General features: G+C 66.5%; 18 protein-coding genes. 9 read left to right on the top strand and 9 right to left on the bottom strand.

All coding sequences use genetic code 11. The annotated features are described in order from the left end of the window. Positions 1-154: 154 nt before the first annotated feature. Positions 155-688 carry a sigma-70 family RNA polymerase sigma factor gene (locus tag OU682_RS19380; RefSeq protein WP_268943857.1) on the bottom strand — a complete coding sequence of 178 codons (534 nt, stop codon included), beginning with the start codon at positions 686-688 and terminating at the stop codon, positions 155-157. 241 nt (positions 689-929) lie between these two features. On the opposite strand from OU682_RS19380, the gene OU682_RS19375 reads away from it, so the two are divergent. From OU682_RS19375 to OU682_RS19360, 4 genes are all read left to right on the top strand, one after another. Next, a complete protein-coding gene (locus OU682_RS19375) occupies positions 930-1898 on the top strand; it encodes a ligand-gated ion channel (RefSeq protein ID WP_268943856.1) in 969 nt (322 codons plus the stop codon). 329 nt (positions 1899-2227) lie between these two features. Continuing rightward, positions 2228-4462 (top strand): family 1 glycosylhydrolase, encoded by a 2235-nt coding sequence (locus OU682_RS19370; RefSeq protein ID WP_268943855.1) that lies wholly within the window; start codon positions 2228-2230, stop codon positions 4460-4462. A gap of 324 nt (positions 4463-4786) precedes the next feature. Continuing rightward, the gene (locus OU682_RS19365; RefSeq protein WP_268943854.1) at positions 4787-6004 is read left to right on the top strand and encodes an MFS transporter; all 1218 of its coding nucleotides are present in this window, start codon (positions 4787-4789) and stop codon (positions 6002-6004) included. Positions 6005-6020: 16 nt separating this feature from the next. After that, entirely contained in the window at positions 6021-8651 is a 2631-nt protein-coding gene (locus tag OU682_RS19360; RefSeq protein WP_371832279.1) for a molybdopterin-dependent oxidoreductase, read from the top strand. A gap of 114 nt (positions 8652-8765) precedes the next feature. Here the strand turns inward: OU682_RS19360 and OU682_RS19355 are convergent, their stop codons facing one another. Beyond that, a complete protein-coding gene (locus tag OU682_RS19355; RefSeq protein ID WP_268943853.1) occupies positions 8766-10055 on the bottom strand; it encodes an MFS transporter in 1290 nt (429 codons plus the stop codon). Positions 10056-10790: 735 nt separating this feature from the next. Between OU682_RS19355 and OU682_RS19350 the strand changes: the two genes are divergently transcribed. From OU682_RS19350 to OU682_RS19340, 3 genes are all read left to right on the top strand, one after another. Further along, positions 10791-11066 (top strand): hypothetical protein, encoded by a 276-nt coding sequence (locus tag OU682_RS19350; RefSeq protein WP_268943852.1) that lies wholly within the window; start codon positions 10791-10793, stop codon positions 11064-11066. Beyond that, positions 11059-11430, top strand: coding sequence for a response regulator (locus OU682_RS19345; RefSeq protein ID WP_268943851.1), 372 nt, complete (start codon positions 11059-11061; stop codon positions 11428-11430). The genes OU682_RS19350 and OU682_RS19345 overlap by 8 nt, the downstream gene beginning before the upstream one ends. A gap of 160 nt (positions 11431-11590) precedes the next feature. After that, a complete protein-coding gene (locus tag OU682_RS19340; RefSeq protein ID WP_268943850.1) occupies positions 11591-12736 on the top strand; it encodes a glycosyltransferase family 87 protein in 1146 nt (381 codons plus the stop codon). Here OU682_RS19340 and OU682_RS19335 read toward each other — a convergent pair. The 7 genes from OU682_RS19335 to OU682_RS19305 form a co-directional block, all read right to left on the bottom strand. After that, complete coding sequence (locus OU682_RS19335) at positions 12652-14271, bottom strand: hypothetical protein (protein ID WP_268943849.1); 1620 nt, start codon at positions 14269-14271, stop codon at positions 12652-12654. The genes OU682_RS19340 and OU682_RS19335 overlap by 85 nt on opposite strands. Further along, positions 14268-15779 carry a hypothetical protein gene (locus OU682_RS19330; RefSeq protein ID WP_268943848.1) on the bottom strand — a complete coding sequence of 504 codons (1512 nt, stop codon included), beginning with the start codon at positions 15777-15779 and terminating at the stop codon, positions 14268-14270. Before OU682_RS19330 ends, OU682_RS19335 begins: the two co-directional genes overlap by 4 nt. Then, entirely contained in the window at positions 15776-17326 is a 1551-nt protein-coding gene (locus tag OU682_RS19325; protein WP_268943847.1) for a hypothetical protein, read from the bottom strand. Before OU682_RS19325 ends, OU682_RS19330 begins: the two co-directional genes overlap by 4 nt. A 13-nt stretch (positions 17327-17339) precedes the next feature. After that, positions 17340-18089 (bottom strand): SDR family oxidoreductase, encoded by a 750-nt coding sequence (locus OU682_RS19320; RefSeq protein WP_268943846.1) that lies wholly within the window; start codon positions 18087-18089, stop codon positions 17340-17342. Then, positions 18086-19345 carry an FAD-binding oxidoreductase gene (locus OU682_RS19315; protein ID WP_268943845.1) on the bottom strand — a complete coding sequence of 420 codons (1260 nt, stop codon included), beginning with the start codon at positions 19343-19345 and terminating at the stop codon, positions 18086-18088. The genes OU682_RS19320 and OU682_RS19315 overlap by 4 nt, the downstream gene beginning before the upstream one ends. A gap of 71 nt (positions 19346-19416) precedes the next feature. Further along, positions 19417-19806, bottom strand: coding sequence for a GtrA family protein (locus tag OU682_RS19310; RefSeq protein WP_268943844.1), 390 nt, complete (start codon positions 19804-19806; stop codon positions 19417-19419). A 64-nt stretch (positions 19807-19870) separates the two neighbouring features. Beyond that, positions 19871-21421, bottom strand: coding sequence for a UbiA family prenyltransferase (locus tag OU682_RS19305; RefSeq protein WP_268943843.1), 1551 nt, complete (start codon positions 21419-21421; stop codon positions 19871-19873). Between the two features lie 805 nt (positions 21422-22226). Between OU682_RS19305 and OU682_RS19300 the strand changes: the two genes are divergently transcribed. After that, the gene (locus OU682_RS19300; protein ID WP_268943842.1) at positions 22227-22673 is read left to right on the top strand and encodes a hypothetical protein; all 447 of its coding nucleotides are present in this window, start codon (positions 22227-22229) and stop codon (positions 22671-22673) included. 8 nt (positions 22674-22681) lie between these two features. Continuing rightward, positions 22682-23656, top strand: coding sequence for a zinc-dependent alcohol dehydrogenase family protein (locus OU682_RS19295; protein ID WP_268943841.1), 975 nt, complete (start codon positions 22682-22684; stop codon positions 23654-23656). Positions 23657-23843 lie beyond the last annotated feature (187 nt).

Raw genomic sequence — 23843 nt, 5'->3', positions numbered from 1 at the left:
GGCACGGCGCAGGTCGCGGCGCAGCGCCAGGTCGCGCATGACCCGGGCGGCCGCCTGCGGGTGAGCGGCCAGATAGGCCTCGACCTCGGAACGCTGGATGCCGGACAACTGGTCGTCCACATAGGCGTCGAGATCCAGGTCGGTGATCTGCGGGTCATCCTTCAGCATCATGTCCTCCCACCAGCTTCAGCGCGGGTTTCGGATCGGTCCTGCCCTCCTCGAAGGCACGCAGCCGCGCCCTTGCGCGCGACACGCGCGACATGACCGTGCCGGGCGAGACACCCATCAGCGATCCGGCCTCGGCATAGGACAGCCCCTCGATCGACACGAGTTGGAGGGCCTCGCGCTGGTCGTCGGGCAGATCCAGGAAGGCCCGGCGCAACTGGGCCAGGCGCAGGGCGCTGTCCTGCGGGGCATCGATCACCTGCGGGCTCAGTTCCGCATAGGCGGCTTCGCGGCGCGTGTCGGTCAGGGTCTGGCGGCGGCGGTCCAGATAGCGGTTGCGCAGGATGGCCCGCAGCCAGGGCCCGGGCGCCCTGCCCTCGGCCAGCTGCCGCCGCCGTTCGTGGCCGCGCAGCAGCGTGTCCTGGACAAGATCATCGGCCTCGGCCCGGTTGCGGGTCAAGGCAAAGGCATAGCGCCGGAGCGGGGCCAGAAGATCAAGGATCGGGTCGCGGTGTCGGGTCATCTTGCATGATAGACGGAGCCGGGCGGCCTTTGCTTCCCGTGCGGCAGTGCATATTCGCAGGCATGCGGGCTGCTGTCACCAGCGAGCGGTGGCAAGATCTGATCAGGGAATGGCGGGGCCGGCGCAGAAGGCCATAGCCCGACGGGTGCCGTTCCGTTTACGATGGCTCATGGAACGGGATCCGCGAACTTTGCCACGGTTGACGCGCGGGCGGTTTATCCGCCTTCAGGCGCTTTTCGCGATGGGCTGGCTGTTGCTCGTGGCCCTTGCCGCGCTTTCCCCCGGTTCGGCCAATGCCCAGGGAACGACCGAAGGCACGCCCGCCGTTTGCCGCATCGGGGTGAACATCGAGGATCTCTACGATCTCGACATGGCTGCGGACACCTTCGGCGCCATTCTCTGGATATGGAGCCTGTGCCCCACGCCCGATCTCAGGCCGCTGGAACGCATGGCCTTTCCGACCGCGGACTCGGGTCCGGATCTAGGCGATGTCGAGACGATCGACACCGGGACCAGCCAGTTCTATGCCTCGCGCCGGGTGCAGGGCACCTTCCGGCACGACTGGGACATGGATCATTACCCCTTCGACCGGCAGCGCGTCACGATCGAGATCGACGACGAGTTCCATGGCGCGGCGCGTCTGCTGTTCGAACCTGACACCGAGCAGTCGTTCCTGACCCCTGGCCTGCACGACCTGGACGAATGGCGGGTATCCGACCTGATACTGAGCGCAGGGGTCAGCGATGAGTCTTCGACCTATGGACTGCCGGGCGCGCAAGGGTCGAGATACGCGTTCATCGAGGCTTCGGTCGTCCTGGAACGGGCGCAGGTCGTGCCCTTCCTGAAGCTGACCTCGGGGGTCTTCGCAGGGGTCTTCATCGCGTTCCTGACGTTCTTCTACGATCCCAGCGACCGGGGCGCGTTCGGGGGCAAGCTGGGGCTTCTGGTCGGCGTGCTGTTCGCGGTCCTGCTGAACATGCGCAACGCCGACACAACCATAGGCGACATCGGCGACCTCACCCTCGTGACCGAACTGCACCTTGTGACGCTGGCCCTTATTGTTGTTCTCGCGCTGGCCGCGCTGCGGGATCGCCGAAGGGTCGAACGCGATCTGCCGGTCCGGCACCCCAACTGGCCGCTGCTGACCATCATCGGCAGCCTGTATGTGCTGGTCGCCGCGGCCTTGATCCTCTACGCCGCCCGGTCGTAACCGGCGAACCCGGGCGCTCAGACGCCATCCTTGCGCCAGCCCCTGCCGCTGCTGGAACAAGCAGGCGGGGCGCGGGTTCAGCCAGGCTGAACCCGCATGAGCAGGCTGGAATGCCCGGTAATCGAGCTTCTCCGACCGATCCACGCCGAAGCGCTGAAGATGAAGCGCCCATCGCCGAGCCGCGGGTCCATCCCGGGGCGTCCGACGGCGCCGAACGGCTTGTGCGCACCCATGCCGAGGCGCGTCGGGATCTGGACCCCGCAGGCAAATTGCAGCCGCCTTGCTGCCGGAACGGCCCTGGGCCGTCGCGCCGAGCGGCGACGGGCAGTATGCTGCCGAGCGTTCGCGGGGCGCGGGCCATATCCGATCTGCAACTCTGGGGCGGGTGCGAATACACCCTGAACCGCGTCGGCGACCGCTTCTTTGACCAGACGCGCTGGTCCGGCCATCACGAGCGTGTCTCGGACCTGCGGTTGTTCGCGGATCTTGGCCTTCGGGCGCTGCGCTATCCCGTGCTGTGGGAGCGCGTGTCGCCGCAGCGGCCCGAGGAACGGGACTTCGCCTGGAGCGACGAGCGGCTGGCTGAGATCCGCAGGCTGGGCCTGCGTCCAATCCTGGGCCTCGTGCATCACGGCAGCGGCCCCGCCTATACCAGCCTTGTTGCGGGCGACTTCGCCTCGGGGCTTGCCGCCCATGCCGGGGCAGTCGCCGAGCGCTATCCCTGGATCGAGGACTGGACGCCGGTCAACGAGCCGCTGACCACGGCCCGGTTCGCCTGCCTTTACGGCCATTGGTATCCCCACACGCAGGACGAGGACGCCTGCTGGCTGGCGCTTCTGAACCAGATCGACGCCACCCGCGCCGCCATGGCGGCGATCCGCCGCGTCATTCCCGGGGCGCGGCTTGTCCAGACCGAGGATCTGGGCTTTTGCCATGCCCTTCCGCACCTGGCCGCGGAGGCCGCGTTCGAGAACGACCGCCGCTGGCTGACCTGGGATCTGCTGTGCGGCGCCGTTCTGCCCGGCCACCCGCTCTGGCCGCGGCTGGCGGCGCGCGGCTTCGAGGTCCGGCTGCGGGCCATCGCCGACGATCCCTGCCCGCCTGACATCATCGGCATCAACCATTACCTGACAAGCGAACGCTTTCTGGATGACCGCTTCGACCTTTATCCGGGGATCGGGCCCTCGGCCGAAAGCGGCGGCAGGTTTGTCAATGTCGAGGCGGTTCGCACCGTCCCGGGCGCGATGGCGGGCGTGCAGGCACTTCTTGCCCAGGCCTGGAAACGCTATGGCCGGACCGTCGCGATCACCGAATGCCACAACGGCTGCACGCGAGAGGAACAGCTGCGCTGGTTCCTGCAGGTCTGGCAGGCCGCCCGGGCCGCACGGGAAGGCGGCGCGGATGTCGCGGCGGTCACGGCCTGGGCGCTGCTTGGCTCGTTCAACTGGGACCGGCTCGTGACGGCCGAAAGGGGACGCTACGAATGCGGCGTTTACGACCTGCGCGGCGGGGTGCCGCGTCCGACCGCAATGGCGGCCTTGCTGGGCGCACTGGCCGCCGGGGCCGATCCGCCCCGCCCGGACCTTCTGGCGCTGCCGGGCTGGTGGGACCGCGACGACCGGCTGTGGGCCTCTGCCCGGCCGCCTGCAGGCCCGCAGGCCGCGACGGCATCGGACCAGACACGGACGGCACCGGACGCGCGGCCGATCCTCATCACCGGCCGGAGCGGCACGCTGGGGCGGATGTTCGCGCGCCTTTGCAGGTTGCGCGGGCTGCCCCATGTGCTGACCGACCGCCAGGGGCTGGCGATCGACGATCCGGCCTCGGTCGCGGCGGCGCTGGACCGGCTTGCCCCTTGGGCGATCATCAATACCGCAGGCATGGTCAGCATCGAGGGCGCCGAAACCGACCCTGAGGCCTGCTTCGCCGCCAATGCCGAGGGGCCGGCCAACCTGGCACGCGCCTGCCGGTCGCGCGGCATCGCCGTCGTGACCTTTTCCTCGGACCAGGTCTTCGATGGCGAGAAGGGCACGGCCTATGTCGAGGGTGACCCGATCGGTCCGCTCAACACCTATGGCCGCAGCAAGGCCGAGGCCGAGCGCCTGGTGCTGGACATCGACCCGGATGCGCTGGTGGTCCGCACGGCGGCCTTCTTTTCGCCGCATGATGTCCACAACTTCGCCGTCCATGCGATCGATGCCCTGCGCGCCCACCAGCCCTTCGCGGCGGCGGGGGACAATGTCGTGTCGCCGACCTATGTGCCCGACCTGGTGAACGCCGTGCTGGACCTGCTGCTTGACGGTGAATCGGGCATCCGCCACCTGGCCAGCCAGGGCCGGCTGTCCTGGGCGGACTTCGCCCGCGCCCTTGCCGCGGCCGACGGCCTTGATCCGGACGCGGTCCTGCCGGTCGAGGCGGCCCGGCTTGGCTGGCGCGCGCCGCGGCCTGCCGACGTGACGCTTGCCACCGACTGCGGGCAACTGCTGCCGGAAATCGATGACGCCATCGCCCGCTTCCTGCGCGACTATCACCCGGCCGGCACCCCGCCCGAAGGCCGCGCCTGACGGCCCGCCGCCGGGCATGGGCCGTTGTCCCATCCCGCAAGGGCCGGGCCAAGTCTGCAAACTGACCGAAGCGCAGGCAGCGCCGCGTAAAGTTTTTGCGGATGCCACGGAAGGGGCGGCAAAAGCCTGTCGATCAGCACGAGACGCTTGGGAACACCCGGGCGATTCGCTAGGATCGGCCCATGCCCGGCGCAATGGCGCGCCACCGGCCCGGCTGCAACGATGCGGCATTTCCTGAAAGCGACGGCTGCCACCCTACCCTTTGGGGCATCGACGCCGCGCGCCTTCCGACAGCCCTGATCCCATTCCGCCATCGGAGCATCCATGACCGCCCCATTCCCCGCCGCCCCCGGCGAAGCGCGCCGCGCGCTGAGCCTGTCCACCGCAGCCTTCACCGTCTGCTTTGCGGTCTGGACGATCTTCTCGATCATCGGCATCCAGATCAAGCAACAGCTCGGCCTTTCCGAGACCCAGTTCGGCCTGCTGGTCGGCCTGCCGATCCTGACCGGCTCGCTGGTGCGCATCGTGCTGGGCATCGCCACCGATCGGCTGGGCGGGCGTGCCGTCTATACGCTGACCATGCTGGCCGCGGCGGTTGCCGCCTTTCTTTTGTCCTGGGCCACGACCTGGCCGCAGATGTTGCTTGCCGCCTTGGGCGTCGGCCTTGCGGGCGGATCCTTCGCGGTCGGCGTGGCCTATGTTTCGCGCTTCTATGACGGGGCAAGGCAGGGCACGGCGCTTGGCATCTTCGGTGTCGGGAATGTCGGCGCGGCCGTGACCAAGTTCGCCGCGCCCTTCGTCATGATCGCACTTGGCTGGCAGGCCACCGCGCAGATCTGGGCGGGCGCCCTGGCGCTGACGGTCCTGGCCTTCTGGGCCCTGTCCAAGGACGATCCGGTCACCGCCGCCCGCCGGGGCAGCCGCGCGCCGTTGCGCAGCCTGCGTGCCGAACTCGCGCCGCTGGGGAACCTGCGCGTCTGGCGCTTCTCGGCCTATTACTTCTTCAGCTTCGGGGCCTTTGTCGCGCTGGCGCTGTGGCTGCCGCATTACCTGATCGGCGTCTACGGGTTTGACGTGAAGACCGCCGGCATGATCGGCGCGGCCTATTCGATCCCTGCCTCGATCTTCCGCGCCTATGGCGGCGTGCTGTCCGACCGGGTGGGCGCGCGGGGCGTGATGTATGCGACCTTCCTGGTCTCGCTGGCCGCGACCGGCATCCTGGCGCTGCTGCCCGGCCTGCCGGTGGCGGGCTTCCTGGTGGTGATCTTCGTGCTGGGCTTCGTGATGAGCCTGGGCAAGGCCGCCGTCTACAAGCATATCCCGACCTATTACCCGCGGAACGTGGGTGCGGTCGGCGGGCTGGTCGGCATGATCGGTGGGCTGGGGGGCTTCGTCCTGCCGCTGCTCTTCGGATGGCTCAAGGATCAGACCGGCAGTTGGTCAAGTTGCTTCGGGGTGCTGTTCCTGCTGGTTTCCGCCTGCATGGTCTGGATGCACCTGTCGATCCGCCGGATGTCCCTTTCCGCCGCGCAAGCCGCCTGAACCGGGAAGGCCAGCCATGACCATGCAGACCCCCGGGCCCGCCATCCGCACCACCTGCCCATATTGCGGCGTGGGCTGCGGGATCCTTGCCACGCCGGACGGGGCAGGGGGGCTGGCCATCGCGGGCGATCCCGACCATCCCGCGAACTTCGGCCGGCTTTGCGTCAAGGGATCGGCCCTGGGCGAAACCGTCGGCATGAAGGGGCGTCTGCTGGCCCCGCAGATCGGCGGCCGCGAGGCTGGCTGGGACGAAGCGCTCGATCTGGTCGCTCGCCGCTTGTCCGAGACCATCGCCGAACACGGGCCGGATGCGGTGGCCTTCTATGTCTCGGGACAGCTGCTGACCGAGGATTATTATGTCGCCAACAAGCTGATGAAGGGCTTCATCGGCAGCGCCAATATCGACACGAACTCGCGGCTCTGCATGGCGTCATCCGTCGCGGGCCACCGCCGCGCCTTCGGATCGGACACCGTGCCGGGATTGTATGAGGATCTGGAGCAGGCCGATTGCGTGGTGCTGGTCGGCTCCAACCTCGCCTGGTGCCATCCGGTGCTGTTCCAACGGCTGGCGGCGGCTCGCGAGGCGCGGGGCACGAAGGTCGTCGTCATCGACCCGCGCCGCACCGCCACCTGCGACATCGCCGACCTGCACCTGGCCCTGGCGCCCGGATCGGACGGCGTCCTGTTCAACCTGCTGCTGGCCGAGATCGAGCGGCGTGGGCTTGTCGCTGCGACCCCAGAGAACCTGGTCGAGGCCCTGGCAGCCGCCCGGGCGATGGGGCCCGCGGCGACCGGACTGGCCGACGGTGCGCTGCGGCAATTCTTGGACGTTTGGTGCGGCAGCAATCGTGTCGTCACCGTCTATTCGCAGGGTGTCAATCAGTCGGACAGCGGCACCGACAAGGTGAACGCGATCCTGAACTGCCACCTGGCGACCGGTCGGATCGGCCGGCCCGGCATGGGTCCGTTCAGTGTCACCGGCCAGCCCAATGCGATGGGTGGGCGCGAGGTCGGCGGCCTGGCCAACATGCTGGCCTGCCACCTGGATATCGAGAACGGGGGCCATCGCGCCGCCGTGCAGGACTTCTGGCGCGCCCCCCGGATGGCCGAAAGGCCGGGCTTGAAGGCCGTGGACATGTTCCGCGCGGTCGGGGACGGCCGTATCAAGGCTCTCTGGATCATCTGCACCAATCCCGCTGTTTCCATGCCCGAGGCCGACCGCGTGGCGCGCGCCATCGCGGGCTGCGACTTCGTGGTGGTTTCGGACATGATGGCCCGCACGGACACGACCCGGCTGGCGCATGTGCTGCTGCCCGCGACGGGATGGGCCGAGAAGGACGGCACCGTGACCAATTCCGAACGCCGCATCAGCCGCCAGCGGCGCAGCCTTGTCCCCGCCGGCCAGGCCCGCGACGACTGGCGCATCATTGCCGATGTCGCCGCCCGCATGGGCTGGCCCGAAGCCTTTGCCTGGGATAGCCCGGCGCAGGTCTTTGCCGAACACGCGGCGCTGTCGGGGCTTGCGGGCAGGCTTGGCGGGGCCTTCGACATCTCGGCCCATGCGGGGATCACGGCGGCGCAGTATGGCGCGCTGGAGCCGTTCCTGTGGCCGCAATCCTCCCGCCGCAGCGGAGGGCGCTTCTTCGGCGACGGGCGGTTCCATACGCCTTCGGGCAGGGCGCGGATGGTTCCGGTGGTGCCGCGCCTGCCGCAGCCGGTTGGCCCGGCCCATCCCTTCCGCCTCAACACCGGCCGGGTCCGCGACCATTGGCACACGATGACGCGCACCGGGCTGTCGCCGCGCCTGTCGCGCCATCTGGCCGAGCCCTTCCTGGAACTGCACCCCACGGACGCCGCGCGGCTTGGCCTGGCCCCGGCAGCGCTGGCCGAGGTGTCGAGCCCCCATGGCCGCGCCATCCTGCGGGTGCTGGTGACGGACCGGGTCGCGCCGGGCCATCCCTTTGCGCCCATCCACTGGACGGGGGAAACCGCACCTACGGGCCGCATCGGCGCGCTGGTGGTGGGGCTGCCCGATCCGCTCTCGGGCCAACCGGCGTCGAAGTCCACGCCGGTCGCGATCAGGCCCTTCGGGGCGACCTGGTATGGCTTTGCCGTCTCGGCGCGCCCGATCACGCCCGATTGCGACTACTGGGTGCGGGCTATCCTGCCAGGGGGCCACCAGGCGGAACTGGCCGGACTTGGCGAGCCCGCGGATTGGCCCGGGACGGCCCGCACGATGCTGGGCGTGACCGGCGAGCCGCTGGTGGTCCGCGACGCGGGCAAGGGGATCCTGCGCATGGCCTTCGTCGCTGACGGCCGCCTGCAGGCGGCGCTGTTCATCTCTCCCGAACCCGCGGCGCTGTCGCGAAGCCACGTCATCGCCTCGCTTGGCGCCAGTTGCGGCGGGGATGTCCTGGCAGGCCGTCCCGGCGCGCAGCAGTCCGAGGCCGGGGCCTTGGTCTGCGCCTGCCTTGGCGTCGGGATGAACACGATCCTGCAGGGGATCGCCACGCGGAAGCTGATGACGGTCGAGGCGATCGGCAAGGCGCTTGGCGCGGGGACGAATTGCGGATCCTGCAAGCCCGAACTGAAGGCCCTGATCGAAGCCGCGAAGACGCAGGCAAGGCGGCGTGAGGTGGATGCATGAAGCAAGCGCAAGCAATTGGTGTGATGCGCTTGATCTGTTCCGAAACCGCCGGCGCTTCCGGCCTTGCCGCAGCGGGGCGATTGGGAAAAAGGGTATCTTGCGATACCCTTCCGTTCAGTTCTTCCGGGAGGGGATCAGTGCGGTCGCGACGGCAGCCAGAACCGCCACCCCGGCAAACACATGGAAGTTCGCCGCGGGCGGCAATGCGGTGCTGGCCAGCGCGCCGCCGACCAGCGGACCACTCAGCGCGCCAAGCCGCGAAAAGCTGAGCGCCCAGCCGGTGCCGGCCGAACGCACCTCGGGGGAAAGCCGCTGGGCCAGGAAGCCCGTCAGGATCAGCGAGGCCGCGACGGTTCCAAAGCCCGCCAGCGCGACAAAGACATAGTTGACGATCAGCGAGTTCTGGAACGAAAGCGCGAAGATTCCGACCGCCCCGAGAAGATAGGATGCCGACACGACGAACCGGACACCGAAGCGGTCCGCCAGCTTGCCCAGGAAGATGCCGCCGATGGCCGAACTCAGGCTGAATACCGCCAGGAACAGAAGGCTGTTGCCCAGGTCGTAGCCGCTCTTCCTCATGATCTGGGGAAGCCATTGCCCCAGGCCATAGACAAGCATCAGGCCCATGAACAGCGCGCTCCAGAAGCAGGCGGTTTCGCGCGCGCGTTCCCGGGCGAAGATGCGGCCCAGCACCTCGTGCCAGCGAAGGCCCCCGTCGCGGGCGGTCGGCGCGGGGACGTTCATGTTCCAGCGTCGGGCAACACGTTCGGCTTTCGCCATCTGGTTGCGCGAAACTAGCCAGTCCAGGGATTCGGGCAGCAGCGCAACCATCAAGGGCACCAGGACAAGAGGCGCCGCGCCGATCAAAAGCATCATGCGCCAGCCATGTTCCTCGACATGAGCGCGGCTTATCAGGGCAGCGGTCAGGATGCCGATCGAATAACCGGAATACATTAGTCCATAGTTAAAGCTTTTTCGCGCCTTCGGCGAGAATTCGGTCGTCAGCGCCGCCGCACAGGGGATGATGCCGCCAAGGCCCAGTCCGGCGATGAAGCGGCTGAGGCCGAAGATCGCTGGCGTGGGCGCCGTGGCGCTGAGGATCATGCACGATGCGAACACGACCAGGCACAGGATGAACAGCGGCTTGCGGCCATAGATCTCGCTCAGCATCCCCGCAAGGATGCCGCCGATCAGCATTCCGAAGACGGTATAGCTGCCCATTGCGCCCAGTTGCAGCGGCGTCAGCTGCCATTGCGGATCATTCGACAAGGCCGGCAGGATCGCCCCCAGCACCCCCACGTCATAGCCTTCGGCGAAGATGGCAAGCCAGCACAGCAAGACGACGACATAGCTTTTCCGCGGAGAGATCTCTCTTGCCGGGGCGTCGTCCAGGGTCATGAACATCTTGATACTCCTGTTGGGTGAGGCCGCCCGCCATTGTCCTTCTTGCTGTGCGGAGAGGCCTGTTTGTTGGGATTGCCCCGCTGCCCCTGGGGTCTGCCGGGACGTGGATGCCCTTTCTTGGCGGTGCAGGTCATTTTTTCGCATCAGTGATGCCGTGCTCTTCCGACGCGACATGCGCGACATGGCCGGGAACCGTCACGAGGTGGCAAGGGATCTGCTCCGCTCTGGTATGCTACCAGATGCTTAAGGTATGAAAAGTTCAAACTTGAAGCAAGAGGCTTGTTTAAATTGCGGCGCTGCTCGCCGTGACCTTGGTGTCTGCAAGAGATGCCGGCCCGGTAGTCCGGTCCCCGCATTCACTCCTGACAGGTCGGGTTGCTGTAGACGTGAAGCCGGCCATGCGGCAAATCATCCAGACGGCCCCTGTGAGCTTGATCCTTCCGGGACAGGTGCGCCGGTCATGTCCCGCGCCGATCGCCGGCAGCGGACGCTGCCGAGCCGCCGAGGCGGAACCGCACAAAAGGGTTTGACATGACTTGGGATCATGGTTCCTTTTGTGTGGTTCAGGTTGCCGTCGAGGAGCCCGCATGAATCCTGATTGCTGCGGCGGGGCATGTCATTTCCCGCTGTGATGCTCTATCCCTTTGCCGACGCCCGGAGATGCGGCTTGCGTCCGGGCGCCTTTGGTTCCCGATGCCTGCCAGCACCGGCGGCATTTCTGGAGGGGGAAGCCGCATGACTGCGGATGGCGCAGGTCTGATGACGAGGGATTTCAAGAACGAGGTCCCGGCCCGCTTCCGGGCGCTGTCCGATGTCTTTCGCGGAGCGCAGGATGTGGCCAGCAATCCGCCGCCCCCGATCTTCAAGAAGCGCCTGTTCACCCCTTTGTCGCGCTCTTGCACACCGCGATGCTGCATCGCCCGCCGGCCTGGCCTTCTGACCGGCGAAGACCGACCTGAATGGCTGGACGCATCGACCGACATCAGCAGCGGGGTGGACAGGCATGTCTGACCCCGGCCCTGGCATTCGCCGCATCCTTGTGGTCGAGGACGACTATCTGCTGGCCCTCGACCTTCAGGACAATCTGGCCGACGCCGGGGCGCTTGTGGTCGGTCCCGTTGGCACCCTGGCGCAGGCGCTGGAGCGGATCCGGGCGGAGGCCCATCTGGACGGCGCCATCCTGGATGTGAACCTGGGGGGCGAGCAGGCCTATCCGGCGGCCGATCTTCTTGCCGAACGCGGCGTGCCCTTTGTCTTCACGACCGGATATGGCGCATCCGCGATGCCCGAGCGATTTTCCCATGTGACCCGGTTCGAGAAACCGGTCAGTGTTGCCGCGATCAGGCAAGCCCTCGCCGGCCTCTTCGCGCGGTGATCCTGCGCCCCCGGCGCTGTAGGGGTGACAGGGAACATTTGAACATGGAGGTTGTTGGCCTCTCATCTGAACGCTGGGTGAAGGCGGCGGCATCGCGCCGCCAGGTTCCAGGCGACTGAGAGGCTAAACCCCATTGCCAGGTAGTACAACCGGAGGAGGCATGCTCGACAGAGATCCCGCTGACATGCTCCGCACTGTCGTGATGATCATGCTTGCGCTGTTTTCGATCTGGGCGATGGCCGACGAGTTCGGAAGGGTCGTGTCGCCCCATGGCCTTTGGGACTTCGGCGCCTTTGTGGCGTCAGGCCGGGCGGCGGCCGAAGGGCTGGACCCTTACGGCATCTATCCCCTGACACCCCATGTCGTGCTGCCAGGCTTCGAGGCCTGGAACCCGAACCTCAACCCGCCGGTCTCCGCGCTGCTGTTCCAGCTTTTCGACCTTGCAGAGCCCGAGCGTTCGCTGCGGGCCTGGCTGTGGATATCGGTCGCCTGCTATGCCGCCGCCGTGTTGCTGCTGGTGCGCCGCTATGGCGAAGGGGTGGAAGGGCTGCTGATCGCCATCTGGGCCTTCGGGCTGGCGGGGTTCTGGGACACCTTGTTCCTGGGACAGATCTATCTGCCGCTTCTTCTGATGGCTGTGGGCGCCTGGCTGCTGTTGGAGCGGAAGGAGCTTGTGTGGTCAGGCATCCTGATCGGCCTTGTTGTCTCGATGAAGCCGAACTTCCTTGTGTGGCCGGTGCTGCTGTTCCTTTCCGGGCACCGCCAGCCCGCGCTGATTTCGGGGATCGTGGCGGCGCTGGTCAGCCTGGTTCCCCTCGTGATCATGGGACCCGAGGTTTACCGGCAATGGCTGAACCTGGTGGCCTCGGACGGGGAGCGGGCCTTTTTCCTGACCAATGCATCGCTGTCGGGCCTTGCGGCCCGCGCGGGGATCCCCGGGGCGGGGGTGGCGCTTGGCGCCGTGCTTCTTCTGGCACTGGCTGCCTGGGCCTTCCGGCAGCGCCCGGGCCTCGTCGCCGCCAGCAGCGCAGCATTGGTGGCTTCGGTCTTGGCTTCGCCGCTCGGCTGGATCCACTACACGCTGTTTCTTCTGCCGGTGCTGCTGCATCACTGGACCAGGTGGCCGATGTGGGTCGTCGGCGCGCTGCTGGTCGTCCCGGTGCCTTTCGTCATCGACCAGTTCGCAAGCAGCAACTGGGTGCAGCTGACGCTTGGGTCGATCTATGGCTGGGCGGTTGTGCTTTGCATGGTGGTGGTGATGCTGCCCGGCCGGGACAGGGTGCGGTCGGCGTCCTTGGCAAGGTAGAGGCGCCAGAATTCGGTTTCGGCCGCCAGCGAGTATCGCTCGGCAAGCGCGGCGCCATAGATCTTGCGCAGACCGTTCGTCGTCCAGGGCTCGATGGGGACTTTCGGATCCATGACGATCCGGGCATCGGCGAAGAACGCGTCAGGCGCCGGATGGTGATGTGCGTCGATGGTGCGACCCCAGTGGTGCCAGGTGCTGTCGCCTCGCGGTGGCACAAGCCCCATTCCCACCGAGAAAGGGTTCACGAAATCCAGCACCATGACCCGGCCAGGATCATCAAGCCGTGCGAGCAAGGCCGCGCCGTCGCGCAGGCTGTCGTCATAACGCCTGAAGGTGGGGTGTTGCCCCTCGGCCCAAAGCCGGACCAGCCTGATGCCGGAATAGTTCGGCAGTGAAAGGTCGGTGCCCTGACGCGCAAGCCCCAGGCCACTGTGCAGGCCAAGGGCAGCCGCGAACAGCAGGATGGGCGGGGCAAGGAATGCCGCCAGAAGAAGGGGAACCCCCGACTGCGGGACCGGCGCGGCGCGCAGGCTTGACTCGGCAGCGACGGCGGCACCCGCGCCGAGCGTGAGGATGCCGACGGCCTGGAAGTTCTGCTCGATCAGCAGGATGCCAGCCAAGGCGCAGCAGATGAGGAAGAGACCGTCGCGGATGCTCCGCCTTCGGGACAGAAGCAGGGCCGCAAAAATGCCATAGACGGCGATATCCGGCAGGTTGCGCTGAACCTCGCCCACCAGCGCCCGAAGGGTGGGAAAGTCGCCGCTGACCTCGCCTGCCAGCCGCAGGTCGGCGATGTGGCTGGCGGTGCCGCCCCAGAGCCGCTCGACCAGCAGCCCTGCTGCAGCCGTCAGCGCCAGCGCCGCGGCGGCCCATTGCCATTGCCGGCGGTCGGACAGCATGAAGATCAGGAAGGCGAGGCCCACAAGGCCATAGCTGATCTTGAGATAGAGCATGAGAAGCAACAGAAGCGCAGCGCAGACGGCATCCGCCGCCCCTTGCCCGCACCCGGGCCGGCAGGGCGGCAGATACATCACCAGCAGCAGCCCCAGGGCAGACCACCCGATGCGGTTGTAGAACATCGCGAAGGACAGGTCCCTGATGCCTTCACCCGGGTTCATCGGGACCGCGACGATCAGCAGAAGATAAAGCGCCAGGGGAAGGCCAAGCGCCGGGCGCATTCGCGTCGCGATCACATGCGCCGCCACCAAGGCGACGCCGACCGTCATCAGCGCCATGCCGACGGGCATCGCCGCCGCGAAGCTGCCGCCGAGGGAATGTCCCATCGCCGGTATGTAATAGGCGAGCGGACCGAGCGAGGAATGAAAGTCCACATTCGGCACCTGGCCCGCCTGGATCCGGTAGGCCCCGTCCAGAAAGATGAAAAGGTCGTTGACATACTTGGTGGTCACGGTCTGGCGCGGGAATGCCAGGACGAAGCCGATCAGCAGGCCTGCGGCGATGATGATCCTGCCCTGCGGCACGGTTGCCTGAACCCGGCGCGGGTGATCGGCGCGCCTGAACCCGGCGGCTCTCATTCCTCCGGCTTCCGGCGCATGTGGATGATCCATTCGTCTGTTTCCCGGACCGGGATGAAATGCTTGTCGATGTAGGATCCATAGATACCGCGAAGCTGGACGCTGTTTATGCCGATCTTCGGCTCCATGATGATCTCTACCTCGCCGTAAAGCTGTTCGGGCGGCAGGTGGTGCTTGCTGCTGACGTTGCGGTTCCAGTGCAGCCAGGAGTTGTCGCCCCGTGGCGGCGTAAGGCCGAGGCCCGCAGAAAAGGGGTTCACGAAGTCGAGCGTGGCGACGGGGCCGATGTCCTGCCCCAGGCTTGCCAGAGCGGAGCCCCCGCTTTTCAGGCTGTCGACATAGCGCCCGGGAAAGCCCTGATTGCCGCTTGACCAGAGGCTCGTGTACCGCAGGTCCTGGAAGTTCGGCAGGCCAAGCGGCGCGCCGGCATTCGCCGTGGCAAGCGTGCCGTGCAGGATCAGCGCGCCTGCATGGTAAAGGGTCGGCGGCAGGATGAAGGCCAGCATCGGCAGGGGGATTGCCGATGCCAGCGAGCCAGCGCCGCTCATGATCCTGTGGGCGGCCACGACCGATCCGGCATAAATCGTGACAATGCCCCAGTTGTGCGCGTTCTGGGTCACGATCAGCAGACCCGCCACCGCGCAGGCAGCGTAGAAAAGCGCGTCCCATGCCGATCCCTGCTGCCGCAGCGCGATCCCTGCAAGCAAGGCAAAGACGGTCAGGTCCGCGAAGTTCCGAAACAGCGGGCCCATCAGTCCTTCAAGGCCGCGCCCGCCGCTGATCCTTGCGGTTTCCAGCAGGTCGCCGAAGTGGCTCGCGGTGCCGCGCCAGAAGAACTCCACCACCGCCGCGATCGCGATGACCGACAGAAGCGACAGCGCCGCCCGGCGCCGTTGTCCCGGGGCGATGACAAGGAAGATCAGGAAGGCCAGGGCGACCATCCCGTATGTGACCTTGGTGTAAAGCTGGACCAGGGTCAGCGCCGAGGCGCAGAGCACGTCCTGCGTTTCCTGCCAGGGGCGGGCGGTCAGGGGCGGCAGGTACATGATCAGAAGCAAGCCGAGCGCCGCCCAGCCGATCCGGTTGTAGAACATCGCGAAGGACAGCGCATCGATCCGGTCGCCGAGGTTCATCGGCACGGCAAGCAGCAGGATCAGGAAGGCGCCGAACGGCACCGCCAGAACCGGCCGCAACCGTGAACCAAGCACGTGCATCGCCAGCAGGGTGAACAGAAGGATCACAAGCGCCATCCCGGCCGGCAAGGCCGCGCCAAGGCTTCCGGTGATCTGGTAGCCCGCGGCAGGGATCAGGTAGACCAACGGCCCAAGCGCGGTATGAAAATCGCGGTTGGGCACCTGTCCCAGATGGATCCGATGGGCACCGTCCAGGAAGATCAGGACATCGTTCGTGAAGGCGCTTGTGATCGTGCGGCCGGGCACACCCAGCAGGATCGCGCAGGCAAGGCCGATCAGGGCGATCAGGACGGGCGACGTGGCCAGGCGCATCATGGCCCGGCTTCTGGCGGGGCGCGGCGGTAAATCTGCCAAAACTCGGTTTCGGACACACGCGTGAATTCCCGCGCGAGAAAGGGAAGATAAAGCTCGGGCATCGGGTCACCGCTTCTGCGCACCAGCACGACGTCGGCATGGGCGAATACCAGCCCCGGGTCGGGATGGTGTCCGGGGCCGATCGTGTTCAGCCAGCGCATGAAGGGCATCATGCCGGGGGCAGGCCGCAGGTCCAGCGCCACCGAGAAAGGATCGGCGGCACCCAGCACCGCAAGGCTCTCGGGCGCCGGCTCAAGTTCGGCCAGGGCCTTGATGCCATCCTCGACGGTGCCAAGATACCGGTTCCCGCCGCCGAAGTCGCCGCCGGTCCACAGATCGGCAAGACGCACCTCCTCCATCCGTGCGATCGGCATTGGCCGGCCTGCGCCCGCCAGCGCAGCCGAGGCATGCAGGCCAAGCGCGATCCCGTTGTGCAGGATCGTCGGCAGGACCATGACAAGGAAGAAAAGCCGCACGCCGGCCGCGTTCCCCCAGATCGGCATCCTGGGACCGTCACCCTCGCGCAGGATCCGCTCTGCCGCGACGACGGCGGCGGCGTGCAGGGCAAGGATGCCCCAACGCTGCTCGTTGTGGTTGATGATCCAGAAGCCGCCAAGGGCGCAGAGCGCGAAGAAGGCCGCGTATCTTAGGCTCCACCGCCGCCAGAGCGAGATCCCCGCGATCAGCCCCAGAAGCACGTAGTCGGTAAAGCTGACAAGGACATGGTCGATGATGTCGCCCCAGCTTCCGCGCACAAGGCCCCCCGCGCCGAACGCCATCCCGGTCGCCCGGAGATAACCGGCGGTGCCGCCCCAGGCCAGTTCCATGACAAGGACGGAAGCCGTTAGGCCGATCAGCGCCAGCGCGGCCCAGGCCCGCTGCCGCCGGTCGCACAGCATGAAGACCAGGAACACCATCGCGGCAAGACCGTAGGTCAGCCGGATATAGATCATCACGAAGGCAAGGATCATGGCCGCCGCGGCATCCCGCGCGGCCGTTCCGGCATCCAGCGGCGGCAAGACAAGGACAAGCAGCAGCGCAAGGGCCACCCATCCGATGCGGTTGTGATACTGGGCAAAGGACAAGGCCGTCATCGGCTCGCCCAGGTTCATCGGCGCGGCAAGAACAAGGACCAGGAAGCCGCCCATCAGCAGGGCCAGCACGGGGTGCAGCCGCGATGTCAGGACATGGGCCATGACCGGGGCGAAAACCAGCAGCACCAGCCCCACCGCGACCGGCAGCGCCGCGCCCCAGCCCCCGACCCACTGGCCGAAGGCTGGCAGATAGTGCGCCAGGGGTCCCAAGGGCGTGATGAAGTCCCGGCCCGGGACCTGCCCCCACAGGACGCGGTTCACGCCATCGAAAATGTAGAACAAATCTTCCAAGCCGCGGGTCACGATCGTCCGCCCGGGCAGGACAAGAAGGGCGGCAGCAAGGATAGCCATGCCGAATATGAGCAGGGCAGGGCGGTTAAGTATCCGGCGCGACACGGGCGCAACGTCAGCCACCTGCCGCGTCATGTCAGAGCTTGAGCTTCTTGAAGATCGGCTCGGGAATGGCGCCGATCACCGACATCACCCCGCGCCAGACCGGACGGACATAGATCACGTCCCGGCCGCGCCGGCCCTGGGCGGCCGCGAAGATGGCCGCGCCGACTTCCTCGGGGTTGGCCGTCAGCAGCGCCGGAAGCTTCATGCCCGCCGTCATCCTTGTCCTGACGAAGCCCGGCTTGACGGTGATGACGCGCAGCCCGCTTGGGGCAAGCCGATTGCGCAGCCCGGACAGGAAGGCGGTCAGGCCGGCCTTTGCGGCGCCATAGACATAGTTCGTCCCACGCCCCCGGTCCCCAGCGACCGAACTGACGCCCACGATGGCGCCAGAGCCGCGCGTCAGGAAGCGGTTGGCGAACAGGCCCAGCAGCAAGGCCGGTCCCTCGAAGTTCGTGCGAAACACCATCGCGGCATGATCAGGCTCGATCTGTGCCCGATCCTGGTCGCCCATCTCGCCCACCACGCAGACGACGGTATCGGGCAGGACCGGCAACCCGTCCACGAAGCCGGGCATCGCCGCGCTGTCGAGGATATCCAGCGCATAGACACTGACCCCCGCACCCGTCCGCGTCGCGATGTCATCTGCATTGCGCTGCGCGGCCTCGGTATTCCGGGCGGCAAGAAGGATCTGCCACCCTGCCTGCGCATAGGCCAGCGCCGTTGCCCGGCCAATGTCCGAGGTTGCGCCGATCAGAAGCATCGTCTTGTGGTTTTCTGTCATATGCCGAGCCTGCTTGAGAGATGGGAGGCCAGATGGCCCGTGGCACCAATGGCGCCGCGAATGTCGTTGAACCGGCCGAGAGCGGGATATCCGGCCTCGAAGGTCTGGCGCGACTGGCGCGCGTCCTTTGCAAGGTAAAGCCGCCCCCCGGCCGCAACGACAATCCGGTCGATGTCGTCCAGAAGCGCGAAGGTTTCATCCGTCACCCGCAGATCCAGCGCAAGCGTGTAGCCCGGCATGGGAAAGGACATGAGGCTGCCGCCCGCCCCCATCTTCTTGAGCACCGCCAGGAACGATGCCTTGCCCGACCGGGTGATGCGGTCCAGGATTTCGGAAAGGGCGGCATGGGCCGTGAAAGGCGGCACGACGCATTGATGCTGGAAAAATCCCCGCCGGCCATAGATCCGGTTCCACCTGTGGACCCCGTCAAGCGGGAAGAAATAGGGATCCCAGTGTGCAAGGAAGGACGTGCCGCTCTTTTTGGCGCCTTGGCGGAAGTAGACTTCGTTGAAGGCCGCCACCGAGGCCTTGTTCAAGGTCCAGCCCGGCAGGTCGATCGGAACCCCCAACCTCCCGGCGCGGCTTTGGGGCAGGATGTCGGCCCGGGGAAGGTCCGATGCAACCTCCTGCCGGGTGGCATGTTCGCCGACAAAGACAAGTGACCGCCCCAGATCCGCGCCCCGCGACAGGCAATCGATCCAAGCGACGGAATAGGTCGCCGCGTCGCTTTCATCCAGCGCCTTCAGCGCCCCGGCCAGATCACCGGCCACGACCGTCCGCTGCCGGATCCAGCCGGTCTCGATCGGCTTCATCCGGAAAGTCGCCTCGGTGATCACGCCTGTCAGGCCCATGCCGCCGACAGTCGCGCGGAAAAGATCGGGATTGTCATGCGGTCCGCAGACGACGGCTTCGCCTGAAGGTTGGACCAGCGTCAGCCGCTCCACATGGTCGCCGAAGCTGCCCTCGCGGTGATGGTTCTTTCCATGAACGTCCGCGGCGATCATGCCCCCCACGGTCACCAGCTTCGTGCCGGGCACGACGGGCGGAAAGAACCCGCGCGGCACGAAGGCTGCCAGGATGTCCGCCAGAAGGACCCCCGCCTCGACCGTCAGCCGGCCCGTCTGCGGATCGAAGGCCTTCATCCGGTCCAGCCCAAGCGCGCCAAGCGTCAGCCTTTCGCCGATGGCCGCGTCGCCATAGGCGCGCCCGTTCCCGCGGGCGATGATGCCCCGGCTTCGCCCCAGAAGGCCAGGCAATGCCCGAGGGTCGTCAATGCGAGCGAACTCACTTTCGAAACGCGGATACCGTCCCCAACCCTCCAGCTGCATCAGGCGGCAGCCGTCAGGAACACAAAGCGGCGGTCAAGCGCGAACTTTGCCAGATAGCCGATTGCCAGTCCGATCACGCCGCCGGCATACTTGGCAAGATCGGTCTGCCACACCAGCCAGAAGGTGATCTCGAAGCCCCAGAACACGGCCGTCGTCAGGACGCTGAACAGGGCATAGAGCGTGATCTTGCGCGCCTCGTGGCCGGGGCCGGTGTAGCAGTCCTGGAAGATCCACTTCTTGTCGAGCACGTACTTGACCGCAAAGCCCGCCGCAGTGCCTGCGAGAATGGAGATGGCCAGCGGCGCCACCCCGATCACAAGCTCCTGCGTGCCGAAGTTGACCAATGTCGATACGATCGCGAAAAGGACATAGCGAAACGCAATGGTCATGCCACGATACTCCATGCGGACAGGCCGGGGCCAACCAGACCCCGGCTGACTTGACAGGCGGGGATCAGGTTCCCGCAAAGATGACCGCGCAGATAAGAACACCGCAGATCACGCTCTCCCGGTCCCTTGTCGCAAATGCCACAGGATCGTCATCCATCACCCTGCGATGCGCAAGCAGCAGCATTCGCGCAATCCAATAAGTCAGGACAGGCGCCGCCAACCAGAGAATCTGCGGCGTGCTGTAGAGTGCGTTCATGCTCTCGCTGGACACGTAGAGGATGAACACGACCACCGCATTGAGCCCCGATGCCGTAGCGAGCGCCATCACCAGATCGGCGTCGGTGTTGCGGTAGCCGCGGCTCTTGCTGTCGGGCAGGTGTGCGTCAAGCCTGGCCGCCAGTTCCACGAAGCGCTTGATGAGCGCCAGCGACAGGAAGAGTGCCGCCGAAAAGGCCAGCAGCCAGGCAGACACCGCCACACCCAGCACCACCGCGCCGCCGATGACTCGCAGCGTGTAAAGACCCGCCAGGGCCAGGACATCAAGCAGCGCCTTGCGCTTCAGCCAGAAGGAATAGCCCGTGGTCACGACGTAATAGGCAGCAAGAACACCCAGGAAGGGCAGCGATATCGACGCCGCCAGGGCCATCGACGTCGCCAGCAGCAGCGGGATCGCCACCAAGGCCCGCGACAGCGGTATCGTGCCATTTGCCAGCGGGCGGTTGCACTTGGTCCGGTGTCTTCTGTCGTCCTGAAGATCGACAAGGTCGTTCAGGATGTAGACGCTCGACGCGCAAAGCGAAAAGGCGACGAAGGCAAGCAAGACCTTGAGGAACGCGACCGGCTCGAAGACATGGGCCGTGATAAGCGGCACGAAAAGCAGCGCATTCTTGGGGTACTGGTGCGTGCGGGCGAGCCTGGCCCAGCTTCGCCAGTCGGGTCTTTCCCAGGACAGCATATGCACATCGCCGTGCCTTCGCCCGAGATCCCGGCCCACGCGGCGCGATGCGCGGATCGCGATTGCCCTTGCCGCCTTGTCCCAGACGGGCAGGTCGGCGGCATCATTGCCGATATAGTCGAAACCGCCCTCGCCAAAGGCCGCGACAAGCTTCTGCGCCTTGTTTCTGCCCCCGCAGTTCGTCTGGGAATCCGAAGCGAAGTAGCCGTCAAAAAGGCCAAGATGATCGGCAACTGCCTTGACCAGCCGCTCGTGGCTGGCAGAGGCGAGGTAAACCTCGCGGCCCTCGGCCCGGGCCGTGCGGATATGGTCCAGGACGGCCTCGTCATAGGGCAGGGTGGAAGGGTCGAAGTCCACCCGCTCTGCAAGCCTGTGCTTCAGCGCTGCCTTGCCCCGGCTCAGCGCGCCCAGCATTTCGATCAGGGAATGTGGCCGCCGCCCCAGCTCGGCGAAGGCCGTCTCGATCAGCATGTCCGACCGGATCAACGTCCCGTCCAGGTCAACCGCGAGCGGCACCCCCGCGGTGACATGCTGGTGGCGGCTGGCGATGGAAAGCGCCTGGCCGCCGGGATTGTTCAGGTGAGGGCGGTGAACCTCGTCGTGCCGGGGCCCGGAGTATCCTGAAAACGCCGTAGGAGGCTCGCGATCGATGTCTCTCACCTTTGCCTCACTCGCTGTTGTCTGGGTGAAAGAACTCGATCTTTCAGACACAGGTTCCGGCGTGTCTGGTCTTGGAAGCATTTGCCCACGCGGTTCACGATCTGTCCATACCCGCCCCAGGGGTGCAGATCGGACATGGACTGGTCCTTGCGGGATAGCTGGCATACAGGGATCCATATTGCTGCATTTTGCCCTGCTTTGCCATCAGCCACCATGCGTGAGCATCCCGTAGGCGACACCAAGGATGATCGCGAGAACGAGCGCCCCGATGATATAGGCGGCATTGGCCTTCCTGCTGCGCTTCATGAGAAAAGTCCCCGGTGGTGAAGGCAGGCAACCAGCAGGAAACCTGAATGTTCCAAGGGATTAACCGCAAGCCTTCCGGAGCCGATCACCACCGAAGTCAGGGTCATTGCCGTTCCGTCCGGGCCAGTCGGGCGTGCAGGATGCGCGCAGGCATGCTGTCGGGGTCAGTCGAATGTCTCCAAGGGCCAGCGGCTCGTCGAACGGCCCTGCCGGACCCATTATCATGTGTCTCGGTTTGGGCAGGGGTGGGAATGGCTGCCGCAGTTGGCGGTACAGGCTTACGTCAGGCAAGTGCGCCCTGGCTGCCGACCGGAGCAGTTCCGCGATCTGCAGGAAGCCTGCGGCGAGGCCATGCAGAAGTCGCATGCCCGGAAAAATGGGCGACGATCATGGATCCGGCAGGACGACGCATTATCCAAGCTGCAATTGACCGCCGTCAATGCGGCTTTCCCTTGCTCCGGTTCGGATAGGGCAAGTGGCCGGGCCGCAAGGACACGACATGCGCCTTATCCATATTCCCGGTGGTGTCGGGATTCCGGTCGTGGCTGCCTTGCCTGCTGCTGCCCGGACCCTGTCCGTCGGTGGAGATGTCCATGCCGGCGGGGATGTTGCAGGCAGCAGGGCGCAAGGAGAGCGTGACCTGTTTGCGGCAGGACCGGCAGCTGCGTTCCTTGCCCCGATCCTTTGGACGCACGGTTGCCTGCTGCGAGCCTATGTCGCAGCCCTCTTTCCTCTGGAGGTATTGCGAACCTCAACCACTCCGCGCGGGCTTGGCACCCGGCTGCTGGCACTAGGGCTGGTAATTGCCGCGGTCTTGAACTTCCTGCCGTTGCCGGGCTGGATGGCCAACCCGGCAACGGGATTTCCGGGGATCGGAGCAATCGCTCTCACCTCAGCCGATTTGACGGGACGTTTGTCGAACGCCCGCCCTGGGAAGGCAAGATGATGCGGGCCATGATCCTGACAGCCCCCAGGACTCCCCTGGTCCTGACGGAGCTTCCCCCCATGCAGCCGCAGGCCGGCCAGGTTCGCCTGCGGGTCGAGGCCTGCGGGGTCTGCCGCACGGATCTGCATGTTGTTGATGGCGATTTGCCCCATCCCAAGCTGCCCTTGATACCGGGACACGAAATCGTAGGGCGGATCACCGAAATTGGACCGGCGGTCAGCGGGTTTTCACTGGGCCAACGGATAGGTGTGCCTTGGCTGGGCCGGACATGCGGCGCCTGCCGATTTTGCCGGGCACAGCAGGAAAACCTGTGTGATGCCCCCCAGTTCACAGGCTATTCCCTGGACGGCGGATATGCGCAGGAATGTCTTGCCGATGCCGATTATGTCATTCCCTTGTCGGAGGAGGCCGACCCGTTCGCCCTGGCGCCGCTGCTCTGCGCAGGCTTGATTGGCTACCGCGCCCTGAAGGCCGCAGGGGATGCAGACATCATCGGGCTTTACGGATTTGGCGCTGCGGCGCACATCATCGCGCAGGTCGCGGTGGCGCAAGGACGACGGGTGCTTGCCTTCGCCCGCCCGGGCGATCGGGTGACCTGTGACTTCGCCTTGAGCCTGGGGGCGGCCTGGGCCGGCGGCTCGGACGAAACGCCGCCGCATCTGCTGGATGCCGCCCTGATCTTTGCGCCGGACGGCAGCCTTGTTCCCCGGGCGCTGCGCGCCGTGCGAAAGGGCGGCAGCGTCGTCTGCGCCGGCATCCACATGAGCGACATCCCGGCATTCCCCTATGCCGATCTCTGGGGCGAGCGGGTGATCCGCTCGATCGCCAACCTGACCAGGGCGGATGGCGCGGAGTTCATGGCCCTTGCCAGCCGCATCCCCCTGGCGACCCATGTGTCGCCGTACAGCCTTAAGGATGCCAACCGCGCCCTGGATGACCTGCGGTCTGGCCGGCTGCAGGGCGCCGCAGTCCTGGTTCCGTGAGCTGTCCCTCTAGGGTCGCGCCACGTGGTTGCCCTGACCTCCTCGCCCGCCGCCGCCATCATCGCCTGCGGGTCTGTGATCCCGCGGCGCCGGCCAGAAGCTGCGGCAGTCCGGAAAGCGCCTCGGGACTGTCCGCGCCCGCCTCCTCCGCCACCGCCTCGAGGTCGCGGATGGCGATCAGATCGGG

Source organism: Paracoccus benzoatiresistens (genome assembly GCF_026913015.1).
Lineage (GTDB): Bacteria > Pseudomonadota > Alphaproteobacteria > Rhodobacterales > Rhodobacteraceae > Paracoccus > Paracoccus benzoatiresistens.
This window is presented reverse-complemented; position numbering and strand designations above follow the sequence as displayed.

Coding starts and splice junctions, on each gene's coding strand:
- OU682_RS19370 (WP_268943855.1), top strand. CDS start 2,228: ATGCTGCCGAGCGTTCGCGGGGCGCGGGCCATATCCGATCTGCAACTC.
- OU682_RS19345 (WP_268943851.1), top strand. CDS start 11,059: ATGTCTGACCCCGGCCCTGGCATTCGCCGCATCCTTGTGGTCGAGGAC.
- OU682_RS19380 (WP_268943857.1), bottom strand. CDS start 688: ATGACCCGACACCGCGACCCGATCCTTGATCTTCTGGCCCCGCTCCGG.
- OU682_RS19375 (WP_268943856.1), top strand. CDS start 930: ATGGGCTGGCTGTTGCTCGTGGCCCTTGCCGCGCTTTCCCCCGGTTCG.
- OU682_RS19330 (WP_268943848.1), bottom strand. CDS start 15,779: ATGATGCGCCTGGCCACGTCGCCCGTCCTGATCGCCCTGATCGGCCTT.
- OU682_RS19340 (WP_268943850.1), top strand. CDS start 11,591: ATGCTCGACAGAGATCCCGCTGACATGCTCCGCACTGTCGTGATGATC.
- OU682_RS19360 (WP_371832279.1), top strand. CDS start 6,021: ATGACCATGCAGACCCCCGGGCCCGCCATCCGCACCACCTGCCCATAT.
- OU682_RS19300 (WP_268943842.1), top strand. CDS start 22,227: ATGCGCCTTATCCATATTCCCGGTGGTGTCGGGATTCCGGTCGTGGCT.
- OU682_RS19310 (WP_268943844.1), bottom strand. CDS start 19,806: ATGACCATTGCGTTTCGCTATGTCCTTTTCGCGATCGTATCGACATTG.
- OU682_RS19350 (WP_268943852.1), top strand. CDS start 10,791: ATGACTGCGGATGGCGCAGGTCTGATGACGAGGGATTTCAAGAACGAG.
- OU682_RS19355 (WP_268943853.1), bottom strand. CDS start 10,055: ATGTTCATGACCCTGGACGACGCCCCGGCAAGAGAGATCTCTCCGCGG.
- OU682_RS19295 (WP_268943841.1), top strand. CDS start 22,682: ATGATCCTGACAGCCCCCAGGACTCCCCTGGTCCTGACGGAGCTTCCC.
- OU682_RS19365 (WP_268943854.1), top strand. CDS start 4,787: ATGACCGCCCCATTCCCCGCCGCCCCCGGCGAAGCGCGCCGCGCGCTG.
- OU682_RS19320 (WP_268943846.1), bottom strand. CDS start 18,089: ATGACAGAAAACCACAAGACGATGCTTCTGATCGGCGCAACCTCGGAC.
- OU682_RS19335 (WP_268943849.1), bottom strand. CDS start 14,271: ATGAGAGCCGCCGGGTTCAGGCGCGCCGATCACCCGCGCCGGGTTCAG.